General features: G+C 44.8%; 2 protein-coding genes. Both read right to left on the bottom strand.

The window, feature by feature from the left end; translation table 11 throughout:
- Nucleotides 1-63: 63 nt before the first annotated feature.
- Entirely contained in the window at nt 64-13,452 is a 13,389-nt protein-coding gene (locus B9T20_RS07950) for an ESPR-type extended signal peptide-containing protein (protein WP_148138452.1), read from the bottom strand.
- 218 nt (nt 13,453-13,670) lie between these two features.
- Nucleotides 13,671-14,240, bottom strand: a complete 570-nt coding sequence (locus tag B9T20_RS07945; protein WP_094490571.1) for a DUF1440 domain-containing protein — start codon at nt 14,238-14,240, stop codon at nt 13,671-13,673.
- Between the last annotated feature and the right edge of the window lie 73 nt (nt 14,241-14,313).

The following is a 14,313-nucleotide window of genomic DNA, read 5'->3' as shown; positions in this document are numbered from 1 at the left end:
CTAAATGCCCAAATCACAGCCATTAAAAAAAGCCCCTCATTTGAGGGGCTTTTTGTTCACCGATTAGAAAGTGTATTTCAAGGTGAGGCTTGCACCATAATCTTTTGCTTTGTGCTTACCTTGACGATAATTCGCATCCACAGAGAGGGAGAAGTTTTTATCTAAACGTGCACCCACACCCGCTTTTGCTTCATACATCAAGCCACCTTTATAGCCTTCATTGCGATCATTATTGTGATACACAACTGCTCGAGTGTCGTCATACCAAAGGTTCATACCCGCATACGGTCTGATGTCACCATCTTTTGGATAGATGAATGCGCCCACTCGGCCGACCACATCCCCTTTCAAGGATTGTGAGACGCGCGTGCCACCAACATCCACATAATCCTTCGCGCTGAAATCTAAGTACGTGATTTGTGCCTGTGGCTCGATCACAAGGTTGTTGCCTAAATCAATTGGGTAACCACCTTGCAATGTAAAGCTCCACACATGTGAACGATACGAGTTCTGCGGATTGCCTTCTGTAGTGATCTTATTCTGATAGCTACCATAAGAGAGAATGCCATCCACATAAGGTGTCAATGGATTATTACCATCTGCATACCATGAACCGTAAATACCGTAGGTTTGACCGGTCACTTTACCTTTACCATGGCTGCCTGAAATGATGCTATGAGAATCAGACTTCGCTTCCATCGTACCGATGAACACACCGAGCTGCACTAAACTATTGCCCGCACGCATGAGCTGATCACCACCGAAGGTTGTGTTGTAGTAATCATAATCATAATGCACAGTGCCACCGGATGTGCGGCCTTTGTGTTTACCGCCTGCGGTTGTGTTCCATAAACTACTGTCTAAGAACACAGCATCTTCACTCGATGAACCACCTGCTTGTAAGCGTGACAATGAGCGCAAACCACCTGCACCGTTGATCAATCCGCCACCAAAGCCAGGGCCACCTAAACCAGGCACTTGCGATTGTGTTGTTGATCCTGTGTTGGACAAGTTGTTACCTGTATCTGGGCGCGTGGTTAAAGATTTTAAGAACCAATCTTTATCCGCTTGCGTCAATTGATACTGATAAGCACCTTTGGTCACCAAATTGCCTAAAGTAAAGGCATTGGCATCCGAGCCACCTGTGCTGATGAGTTTCACGCCGGCATCGTCCACTTTACCGAGCAAACCTGAAACGTCATACACCGTCACTTTCGTTTGACCGCTCGCATGACCTGTGATCACCAATTGATCCGCATCCACTGTTTGACCATTGCGTGCCACATTCATGTTCACTAAGCCATTTTGACCCACATAGTTACCATGAATGACCAAAGCATTGCCCACTGCTTGACCACGGAGATCAATCGTGTTCGCATTCGTGAAGTTGCCTTGGATCTCTAACGTCACAGGTGATGGCGATGCTGCTTTCATACGCATTTTGCCATTGTTTGCCCATGGATTACCCACTTGCACCAAGCCTTGGTTCATAAAGTCACCATGCATGGTACCGGTACCGAAGAAACGTGCATTATCAGCAATCTCAACTGAGGTCACTTTTTGTGTGGTGCCATTGAGATCAAAGAATGAACCTTGATCCAATACTAGGCGATTGGCTTGCCCCAATGCTTGATCACCCACCACTTTTAAGCCACCTGAGCGGACAAAAGCATCGCCACTGAAAGTGTTCTGGCCGGACAATGTCACTGCATTGTTGGCATTGTCATTATAAACTTCAATGCCACCTTTGCCGCCACGCTCACCAATATTGGCCGTCAATGTATTGTTGCGACCTTGAACGCCTTCAATCGCCACTGTATTGCCATCTAAAATGGTGAGGTCTTTCATTTGATAGCTGACATATAAGCCATCTTCATGAGCACCTGTGCTCAAGCCATAATCAAATGAACCTTCTGCCACCACTTTTTCATTGCCTGCAGCCACAGTGCCTTTGTTGGTTAAATTCAAGATGTTTGGCGTGCTGATTGCTTGGCCTTGATCATCTTTGAGCGTCAATGCTAAATCACCCGTCAATGTACCTTTCACACCATTTTTTGTGGCCAATAATTGGAATGCAGGCTCGCCAACATTCAACTCGATGAGGCTGTTGCCTTTGACCGATGGATCTAACTCATGCAAGAACTTCTCAACCGTGATGCCACCTTTTTGCTGACTTAAATCTAACGCGTCCACATGCACAACGTTGTTTGATTCAATCACAGCCCAATCTTGGTGTACACCATTGTTGAACACCACTGAACCACCTTGTAGATGCAATTGATCTAAATGCACATCGCCTTGATGATCCCCAAAGTTCATTGTGGCATCTTTGTTGATGTTCAAAGTGGCATGACTTAAAGCATCGGCGCTGCCATCTGTGATGGTGAAATTTGTGTTCTCTAAATTCACAGTCCCTGCAAATTCATTGCCCACGTGCTCACCAAACGTGAAATCACCACCATTACCCATCACATTGAATGAACCTTCACCTTTCAAGCGATGGTTAAAGTCACCATCTTGATTATTTAAGACGGTATCTTTATCGCGTAAGTTAAAGCCAATGTCTTCACCGATGGTCACTTTATCACTGTCAAGCTTGGTGCCGTTTGTGAAGATCAGATCACCACTGCCACCCACTTTTGCAGTCAATTGATCATCCTTAAAGCCATCTAACACCAAACCACTGGCGCCATCAATCATCACTTCTGTGGGCGATCCTAAGCGTGCATTGTCTGTAATGCTCACTTCACTGCCGTTATTTAAGTTCACTTGACCTTTAAAGTCTTTGTTTTCTGAGGTGATGTTCACTTTGCTGTTGTCAAAGTTCATGTTGCCCGTGCCTTTGATGGTTTGATTCATCTCATGGCTGGCATTGTCACCTTTTGGTACATCAATGATGGTCAGATTAGATGGGTCACCTGATAAATCCACCACCGTATCTTTACCACCTAAACGATTCATATCATTACGAATGATGAGATCGCCATGTTTGGTTACAGTAATTTCACCACCAAAGTCTTGATTGCCACCGGCCAATTCCACTTTACCTTGTGTGGTGTTTGGTGCCGCTTCAATGGTGATGTGGCCGTTGCCTTTAATGCTATTTTTCACAGCATTGTCATCAACTTTATCACCTTGCAACGTTAATTCGCCGCTGTTATCAATCGTCGCACCACCTAAGCTACCGCCTTGCTCAATGGTCACTTTACCTTGATCCGCAATGTTGACGTTCGTGCCTTTGCCTAAATCATCATTTTTACCTTTTACGGTAAAGCCGGCATTTGGATCAATCGTCAATGTACCATCACCGGTTAAGCCGCCGTCTGAAGAGGTTGAACCGGTGTCTTTAATCACCAACTCACCACCGCCAAAGTCCACTTTACCGGTATTATTGAAGTTTTTATCCACCTCAACTTTACCTGCTGAACCATCCTCTTTTTGACCAATGATGAGGGTGCCTTTCGGTGCATTGTTATTGAAGTTGCCTTCAACGTTCATTTCACCGCCGCCCAAATCAATCAGGCCATCATTGTTCACATCTTTATTTACAGCAATGTTACCGCCCCCTGTAGTGATGGTACCTGTGTCATGGTTTTTGATGCTGCCATTATCGACAGAGAGGTTGCCGCCTTCCGTTGTGATGGTGCCGTGGTTATCAAGGTCGCCATTATTCACCACAACATCACCGCCAGGCAATGGTTTGCCTTGTGGATCTGTCATGCCACCTGTATTGATGTCACTGCCTTTGTTGTTCGTTAAGGCATTGTCACCAGGCTGCACAGGTGTACCATCTGGATTTGTTCCTGTTACAGTCACATTACCGCCACCGGTGTGAATGGTGCCAGTTGGTTTGCCATCTTTATCACCATTGATTAAGATGCCGCCCACATTAACGTCACCGCCTTTTACAGGTTGACCGTTGTTATCCACAATGGTGTGGCCTTGATCATCTTTCGGTGCTGCAGTGTCCACTTGACCTGTGTTCTCTACATTACCGCTCGATACCACTTCACCGCCACCTGTGGTGATGGTGCCTGTTTCGTGGTTTTTAATGTTGCCATTGTCGGTGCCAACTTTACCGCCTTCTGTTGTGATGGTGCCGTGGTTATCAATGTCACCATTTTTCACCACAACATCACCGCCAGGCAATGGTTTGCCTTGTGGATCTGTCATGCCACCTGTATTGATGTCACTACCTTTGTTGTTCGTTAAGGCATTGTCACCAGGTTTCAAATCTGTACCATTCTTGTTACCTGTAACCGTCACATCACCGCCACCGGTGTGAATGGTGCCCGTATTTGGCTGACCATCTTTATCACCATTGACCAAAACACCGCCCACATCCACATTACCACCTGGAATTGGCTTGCCATTGTTATCCACAATGGTGTGGCCTTGATCATCTTTCGGTGAGGATGTATCAATGTCACCTTTGTTGTTCAAGTCACCGCCTGCAACCACTTGACCACCGCCTGTGGTGATGGTGCCATCTTTCGAATTCCCTGTGCCTGGATCAGTGTTATTGATGTCTTTTCCTGCGATGACATCACCACCTTTTTCATTCGGTTTAGAGGTATCGATTTCACCTTTGTTATTGATGTTGTGATCACCGCCGGCTTCAACTTTTCCGCCATCTGTAATGATGGTACCACCTGGGTTGTTATTGATGTCACCGTCATTGGTTGTGGCATTCCCGCCACCGGTATGAATGCTGCCATCATTGGTGAGGGTTGTGTCTTTACCGCCCACAGTCACATCACCGCCACCTGTTGTAATGGTACCTGTGTCATGGTTTTTGATGTTGCCATTGTCGGTGCCAACTTTACCGCCTTCTGTTGTGATGGTGCCGTGGTTATCAATGTCACCATTTTTCACCACAACATCACCGCCAGGCAATGGTTTGCCTTGTGGATCCGTCATGCCACCTGTGTTGATGTCACTGCCTTTGTTGTTCGTTAAGGCATTGTCACCAGGTTTCAAATCTGTACCATTCTTGTTACCTGTAACCGTCACATCACCGCCACCGGTGTGAATGGTGCCCGTATTTGGCTGACCATCTTTATCACCATTGACCAAAACACCGCCCACATCCACATTACCACCTGGAATTGGCTTGCCATTGTTATCCACAATGGTGTGGCCTTGATCATCTTTCGGTGAGGATGTATCAATGTCACCTTTGTTGTTCAAGTCACCGCCGGCTTCAACTTTTCCGCCGCCTGTGGTGATGGTGCCATCATTTGGATTGTTTGTACCAGGCTTCGTGTTATTGATGTCTTTACCTGCCGTCACATCGCCGCCCTTATCGTTTGGCTTCGATGTGTCGATCTCACCTTTATTGTTGATGTTGCCATCATTGGTGCCGACATTACCGCCATCTGTGATGATGGTGCCATCGGGATTATTATTAATGTCGCCCTTGCCTTTATTGGTCACATCACCACCGCCGGTATTGATGGTGCCACCATTGTTGGTATTGCCATCACCGTTATTGGTCACATCACCGCCACCTGTGTTAATGGTGCCGTCTGGCTTATTGTTAATGTCACCTTGATTGGTTTCAGTGTTGCCGCCGCCAGTATTAATGGTGCCTTTATTGTCAACACCGCCATTACCACCTGACACTGTGCTGCCGCCCGTATCAATGTTGTGATCTTTGTCATTATCTAAACCTTCAACAAACGTCAATTTTTGATTACCGTATTTGGCGTATAAACCTTTACCCCCTTGGCCATTTTGTGTGATCAATTGATCATGACCTAGGAAATAGTTTTGATCCACCAATACCTTACGGCCATCCTTTAATGTCACCGTATGTTGCACAGGTTTTGTCATGTCATCGATGTGCTGACCATCAATGATCAAATCAAGTATCATATCTTTTTGACTGATGCTGATATTGCCCGACGCTTGGCCTAATTGATACACATGCGTCGGCTTTAACAACTCATCTAGCGTGATACCATCTGTGGGCGTTGTGGTTGTCCAATCCTTTTTCACTTCAATGGAAACCGTGCCGTTGTTCAAGTTAAGGTTCTCCGCAGTGATGATGCCATCAGCGCGTTCAGGTGAATTGCCTTCTTCAAAAATCAAGTCACCACCATTGACCGTCACATTTTTATGCGTGGTGTCTTTAAGAATGGTCACTTCAGAACCTTTCTCTACACTTAAGCTGCTGCCTTGTAGTTTTGTGCCATCCACAGATAATTTGCCAGATTCAACCAATAGTGTGCCTTTAAAATCATTGCCCACTTGATCACCGATCGACAATTGATTACCGTCAGCACTGAGTTTTAATTCACCCTCACCAGAGAGTGCTTGGTTAAAGGTATAATCGGCCGTTTTATCAATGTTCGTGCGACCATCTTTGGCAATCTGCAATTTTGCAGTGCCCAAATCTGCTTGATCTGACACATTCAATGTGCTGTTTGCCATCACATTCAATTGCCCATTGCCGCTGACTTTGCCATTTAATGTTGAATCGCCTTTTGTAAAGCTCAATGCATGATCTTGCAATGACACATCACCATTTGCTGTGGTTTGACCCACGGTTAGATCAGCACCAAGTGCCAAAGTGGCACCTGCTTGAATGTCTAACGCACCTTGATCACCAAAAGCTTGACCATTTTGCGCCGTCACAACACCGCCTTTTACAGTGGTGCCACCGGTGTAGCTATTTTGCCCGCTGATGGTCAGCGCTTGTTTTGTTGCATCAAAAGTTGCTGCCCCTTGACCTGTCATCGTTGTGGCAAAAGCTTGCGTTTGACCTTGTTCACCACGAATGGTGAGGTTTTTCTGATCTAAAATATCGATGCTCGATAAATGTGAATCTAGGAAAAGGCCATTTTGATTTTTCTGTGCCGTGCTGATGCGATTACTATAAACCGCATTCGCAACTTGTTCACCTGAGGCATTGATGGCTGTGTTGGTCGCCGTTTCGCTGCCATTGACCATGTTTCGACCATTTAATGCAATGTCCGCTTGACTGATGTCGAGCGCATCTTTTGTGGCAATGAACTGCAACTGTTTACCATCTGATGCTAAATTAAAGAGCGATTCGGTGTCTGCATCAATCGCCCCTGTACCATCGCCAAAGCCTTTGACCGTCAAATCAATTGTGCCACCATCAATGGTGAGCGCATCTGTGGTGAGTAAGCCATCAGCTTTACCAGTTGCCGCATCTCCACTTAACGCTAACGAACCTTTTTTCACAGCAATGGTTTTTGCAGACGCATCTGCTGCCACGGTCAGTTGACCCTCAGCATCTAATGCAACATTCGCATTTGATAAGGTTTGTGCATTCTCTTGGTTCAATGCCACCTGACCATTGGCAATCGCTACGGTACCGGCAAAGGCATTGCCCACATTCTTACCTAAAGCAAAATCACCCTGTTGCGCATTGATGCTTACTAAACCTTCACCGGTTAACGCTGAGTCAAACCCTGTCGTTTCAAGGTTCAATGTGGCATTTTTATCCACATTCATGCCCACCGTCCCACTGAACTGATCTTGATTTTTAATCATCAACTGGCCATTGCCTTGAATATTCACACGGCCATTGCCTTTAACAGTGCCACTCAATTCACCCACTGTACCGTTGATGTTCAATGCACTTTGATCACCTAAGGTTAATTCTGACTTCCCTAAGTTCCCCGCGCTGGCAATGCTCACCGCTTTTTGTGCTTGCACATTCATCTTGCCAGTAAAATCGGTATTTGTGCCGGATAACGCCAAAGATTCATTAATGTTAACGCTGCCTTGACCACTGAGGTTATTGCGCAATGTTTCAACGTTGCCCACATTCAAAGTGCCATCGATGGCAAAATCACCTTGACCTAAGCCATCTTGAACATTCAAATTCAATGCGCCTGCATTTTTCACAGCCACTTTTGCCGCTAAACCCTGATTGACAGCATTCACCGTGGCTTCACCGCCTGAAACGAGCAATTGACCTTCACCGGTTAAACCTTGCAAAGTACTGCTATCTGTAACGTTTAACGTCCCTTTTTCGAGGGCAACCGTGCCATTATTGTTCAGCTGATTGATCTCTTGTGTTTTACCGCCAAGATTCACCACCGCACCTTGAGCAACATCTAAATGCGCAGCTTCACCAAAAGCATTGTCTGCAATTAAAGTGACCGTGCCGGCCGTCACTTTAGTATCACCTTTATAGGTATTACCAATGTTACCAAACTGCATGTTCGCCTTTGCAGCATTTAACACCAAGCCACCTGCGCCCACAACCAATAATTCAACTTTATCTTGCTCTGATCCTGCTGTGGATGCCATTTGCAAACTCTTTCCTGCGGCAATGTCCACTTGATGCAAACCTGAAGTGATGAATAAACCTTTTTGATCACCACTTTGTGTCGCAGCATTGCTGATGTAATCCACAACGCCCACCACTTCATTGTTTTGCTGAACATTCACGCGCGTGCTCGCCGTGTTTTGATCATCGTCTAACAGGACTTTTTCACCATTGATTTCAATCGCCAAACCCTCTGCTTTTGTCACTTGATCTGCAAACACCAACTGTAAGGTGCGATCTTTAATGCTGCGGCTAAAGAGCTCTTCTGCACTCAAATTACCGCCATCATAGGGAATATCTGGCTTCCCTGGCTGATAACCTTCCGCTTCCACTTTCACCAAGCCGCCTTTATTTAAGGTTAAATTTTTAACCTCAAGTGTGCCACTTTCTGTCGAGTGATCATTGATCTTACCGGTAAAATGGAGCACACCCCTATCATTTAAGGTAAAGTTTTTCGTTTTAGTCACGCCTTGACTTTCCACGCTGATCACAGAACCTGCATTGGCGATGATGTTCGCATTTTGCACGATGGCATGATTCGTTGGGTAAAGCGTGAAGTTTGCATTGTTGATGTCAAAGGTGCCGGCAAATTTTGTACCCACTTGATCACCAAAGGTGAAATCGTTCTTCCCTGCATCCACTTTCACAACGCCGTTACCGGTCAATGCGGAATTAAAGGCATCATCATTCAGATTCAATTGCCCATGTTCACTGACATTCACCGTCAAAGTGTCTGCTAATTTGCTAGGATCTGTGAGGGTGATTTGATGATGATCGGCAACATTCACAATGCCCGTACCGGTCACATTTGTCTGCCAATTACCTGTGTATTGCGCATTGACCATGCCCGCATCATTTAAATAAATGCTGCCTTTGCCCAATTTTTTAGCATCAGTGACCGTCAATGTGCTTGGCACTTGATGCACACCTTGCACTTTATAAACGCCGCTAAAATCTGCGTTATTACCTGTGAGTGTAATCTGACTGCCATCAGCAATCACCACATCACCGCCGCCACTGAGCGCCTGCTTGAGAGCATCACTGATTTTATTGAGCACCAAATCGCCTTCTTTGGCAATCTCAATCTTCTGACCATTGCCCAATTGTGGCAAACCCGACACCGTCAATGTACCCGCTTGATCAATGTTGATGTTACCTGTGAATGCCGCATTATTAGAGGTCAAAGTCACTGCTTTATTGATGTTCAACTGCCCGGCACCACTGAGCTGGTTAGCAAGCGTTAAATCACTGTTCGCATTGAGTGTACCGGCAAGTGCCATTTGCCCTTGCCCCAAACCATTGTCAACATCTAGATTTAACGTACCGGTTTGATCAATGGCGATGTTTGCCGTGAGTCCTTCATTCACCGTCTTCACTGTACTGACGCCTTGAATGGCCAATTGACCCGCACCCGTCACACCCGCAATGTCAGTATTGCCCGTGATTGTCAATGCCCCCTGATTTAAATTTAGGCTGCCTTCGTTGTTCAATGTGGTGATGGTTTGCTGCTGACCATTCAAATCCACCGCAGCATCTTTAGCCACTGTCATGGCACCCACACCAAAGCCCTCTTTTTCAGCGAGCTTCACTGTGCCTGCCGTCACTGTTGTGCCGCCTTGATAGCTGTTGCCTTCATGACCAAAATTCATGGTGCCTTTTGAAGCATCTAATGACACACCACCTTCACCGGTGACCAATGTATTGAACACTTTATCTTTAGATTTTTCCGTGACCGCAATGTGTACGGTCTTATCTTGCAATGCTTCTACTGAATGTAAACCTTGTGTGACAAACAGACCATGCTGAGCACCTTGCTGAGTACTGATGCCCTCACCATAATGCACTTTGGCCACCACATCACCACTTTGCTTCAATGATTTTGTCACATCAATCTTGTCACCTTTGGCGACATCCACAGTTTTGCCATCGAGCATCACTTTGGTTTGATCGAGCATCACCGCTTGCTTGGATGTAATTAAATTCATACTGTCCACGCGACCGGTGCCTTGATCAAACACTGTCGAAGCATCCATTTCTTGGCCATCGGTCATTTGTGTGCCAGATGTAAATTGATTGGCTAAATCAATGTTGATTTGACCCGCCTTTAAATTCAATGCATCCACCGATAATGTGCCATTGGCCTTCAGCGTAGTCGCATCACCACTTAAATTTAAGCTTGAGCCTTCGTTTAAGGTAACGGTTTTTGCAGAAGTATCCGATGCAACGGTTAAATTTGCATCATTGTTTAACGTCACAGAAGATTGTGCAAAGACTTGATGATTCGCATCATTCATCTCAATCTCTGATTGCTTGATGGCAAACTCGCCTTTAAAGCCCGTGCCAATGCCCGCACCAAACTTAAATTCTTGATTCGTAGAATCAATGGACACCAAACCTGCACCCGTTAATGCTTGATTCAAGCCTTGCGTATTTACAAGTGAAAGGCCTGCATCTTTTGCCACATAAATACCGCCAGTGCCTAACGTCAGGCCATTTTCTAAGCTGATCGTACCGTGATTAATCTGTGTGCCACCTGAATAATTTTGAGGGCTGGTCACCGTTAAATTACCGGATTGATTGACCAATTGACCTTGACCACTGATTATCTTGGTTAACGTTGTCTCTGTGCCTTGACCCAAATCAAGAATCAATTGGCTGTCTGCACTGCTAATGTTAACGTTGCTGGAAAATTTCGTGCCTGCTTGACCATCACCAATGCGCACATTACCTTTGTTGATCTTCAATGTGCCAGAAGTTGTAATGCCGCCCACCAATGTTGTGGTGGTGCCTTTTGTGCCATCGCGTGTGATGCCAATGGCATCGACAATATTGCCTTTAAATGTGGTGTCGCCACCGGTGAAATTGACCGATGCCTTATTATTTTTACTGCCAATGGTGATATCGCTGGCACTGCCTTGATTGGCAAACACCAATGCACCACTTGTGAGTGTGAGCACACCTTTTTGTCCAACCAATTGCCCATCAATCGTTCCGCCCGTTGACACAGTCTGCTGATGACCGGCTAAATCTAAAGTGGCACCTGCGGCAATGTTCAACTTTGACGTTTTACCGAAACTTTGCTGCGCACCACTGATCACTTTGCCTGCTGCAATGTTCGTTACACCAGTATAGGTGTTTGCTTTTGCAATGGTTAAACCCGCACTATTGCCAAAAAATGAGAAATCTTTACCCGTGAGTAACGCATTCATCGCTTGTGCGCCCGTTAAACCTTCGGCACTGATTTTTGCATTCGAACCACTGTTGAGGGATTCTAAGCCCACAGCTAAGTTAATGCCGCGATCATTGACCTTCACATCACCAAGGCCATAATTGGCCGTTAAATCTTTGGTGCCATAACCATTGTCTAAAATCGTGGTTATTTTATTGCCCGTGACCGCTTTGCCATCTGAACCATACAGTGCAACCTCTAGCGCTTGGCCAATGCTGCTTTTTTCAACGGTTGTGGCTTTAATGATGTCAATGGGCTGTGCACTGTTGCTTTGCGCCACCAAATTACCGGATTGACCCAAACTTTGGGCATCCAGCGTCACTGCTAATTTTGGCTGATTGCTAACGCTTAACGTATTGACTGACAATTGTGAGCCTAAGCCAGCATTAATCGTGCCGCCTTGCAATTGAAGATTACCTGCAATGCTTTGTGAGCCTTTATTGAGATTCAAGGTACCATTATCTTGCATCACCAATGCGGCACCGGCTTTATTCACCAATGATAAGTTGCTTTTTGAGGCATCCATCGTGCCGGATTTTAACTGCACTTGACCGGTAAAATCATGGCCGCTTGTTTTCACCACGGAGAATGTTAACGCAGGATCTGTTAAATCAATCACAACATGGCCACTGCCTTTTAAGACATTATTAAATGTTGTATTGGTGTCTTTTGCAATGGTGTATTGGCCATCTTTTTGGACATCGATGTAGCCTGTACCCAATTGAGCATTCGTTTGCTTCGATGAATCACCAACCATCACGCCATTTTTCAAAATGACATTCACATTCGGGCCAATTGTCACGCCGCCGGAAAATGTATTTTGTGCTGTAAAGGTTACATCAGAAGCCGCTTGCCCTTTATTCACAATGTTTAAAACACCTTTTTGGTTGCTCACATCACTCCAAACACCTGTGAACGTACCATTTTTACCATTGGTGTCTAATGTATTGGTGGCATCATGTGACAAAGTGAATTTTTGTGCATAATTAAATACATTGGCAGCCTCGCCCAATTTCGCAGGCTTATTAAGCACCAACGTACCGCCTCTAAAATTAGGATTGACCTTAAAATCTAAATCATAGCTGTCCCATGTGGCGCCTTTTAAGATGTCCACCATCTGCTTATAGCTCGAGAACTCACCAATGACACCATTAGGACCTGCACCATCTTGTAAGGTACCAACAAATAAAGTGTTATGATCTGTTAAGCCCGATGTACCTGGACTATACGTAGAAATAACCACTGTATAAACATCCCCATTATTGACGGTCGTTTTTAAGCCTGGGCATACATCCGCATCACCAGCACAATAACGTTTCATGCTGTCATCATATCCACTTTCTAGGCCTAGATCTTCCCATAATGTTGATTCATGGTCATCATTCCCCACAATTGCCCCATACTGTGGATCATCCGGATTATATTTACCATGATACAAAATCATATTGACATCAGCATGTGCTTGAGTCACTAAAAATGCATACTGTGCGGCGATATCTTTCTCTGAAGTGGAAACAAACTCTGGACGAAATAAAAATGTGACATAGTCATATTGATATTTATCTTTTGCAGTTGCCCCTGGTATTAACAGTTTAGAAGGATCGGCCAACACGTTATTATTTAAATTATTGTTACCTAGTATAACCACGCCTTTATTAATATTATTAGCATCTGTTGTAAATGAAACTTGATGATTTTTATCATATACAACCTTTGCTGTACTGACATTACTAGAAAAAATCAGCGCCCCTGATAACAACAGCATTTTACATAAGGCACTTAATTTAAATCCTTGTGCTGGCAATGCGTCATTGACTGTCACACTGCTCACGCCCCCCGAACTTTTTGCGTATTCACTCGCCACAACTTTACGCTGTAATTTTACACTCCAGATAACCTTAAATATTTTATTCATGCTTAATACCCATTAATTAATGAAATTACAAAGTACAGTTTTATTATTATTCGAACGTATATTAACAAGGGTATTATATTTATAATAAAACTAAAAGCTTTTCCAATAATTTTCTTATATTAAAATTTATTATTAATATCTATATCTCGATATATTTAATTAATTATATTAATTATCCATAAAAAAGCCGCCATCACAGCGGCTCATGATCATAAGGTTTAAGTACGCTCTATCCACATGCCTTTAATGGGTCGAGCAAGCACGGCAAGTACGGCAATCAAACAGATTTCAATGGAAACTGACCAATATACATGCCCTAAAATTTCACTCCACAACTCATAACCATTTAAATGCCACAGCCAACCCACTTGGCCATTGGCATAAGCAGGATTTCTAAATCCCAACAATGGAATGAAAAAGCCATGCATCACAATGGTGATCACCAAGCCATACATGGCACCATACCAAAGACGAATGCGTGGCCAATATGCTGAAATCAACACATAAACAAAAGCAAAAGCAAAGCTAAAGAGCCAATGATAGAGCGTCACAGCGCCGGGCACTTGGACGCCTTGATAGACATAATCCAACGAATGGGAATTAAAGCCCATCCAACTGAACCAAGCATCAATGTGCGCACCGGGCGGTGAAATCTCCCCTGGCATGCGCGGCGGCATATTCACTTCAGAACCCCATTTGACCAACGAGCTCATGAAACCACCGACCAATGTTGTCCAAATGATCACTTTTTGATTGGTTTTGTTGCGTAACACGTCACAATTTTTCATAGAGATCTCCTCTTCATTCATCGTTAATGTTGCTGCCATGCCATTATCGCGCCTCTTTTTTAGCCAGTACCAA

Source organism: Wohlfahrtiimonas sp. G9077 (assembly GCF_002252155.1).
Classification (GTDB): Bacteria; Pseudomonadota; Gammaproteobacteria; order Cardiobacteriales; family Wohlfahrtiimonadaceae; genus Wohlfahrtiimonas.
The sequence above is the reverse complement of the archived record's forward strand: the minus strand, read 5'-3'. Positions and strand labels throughout refer to the sequence as shown.

Coding starts and splice junctions, on each gene's coding strand:
- B9T20_RS07950 (WP_148138452.1), bottom strand. CDS start 13,452: ATGAATAAAATATTTAAGGTTATCTGGAGTGTAAAATTACAGCGTAAA.
- B9T20_RS07945 (WP_094490571.1), bottom strand. CDS start 14,240: ATGAAAAATTGTGACGTGTTACGCAACAAAACCAATCAAAAAGTGATC.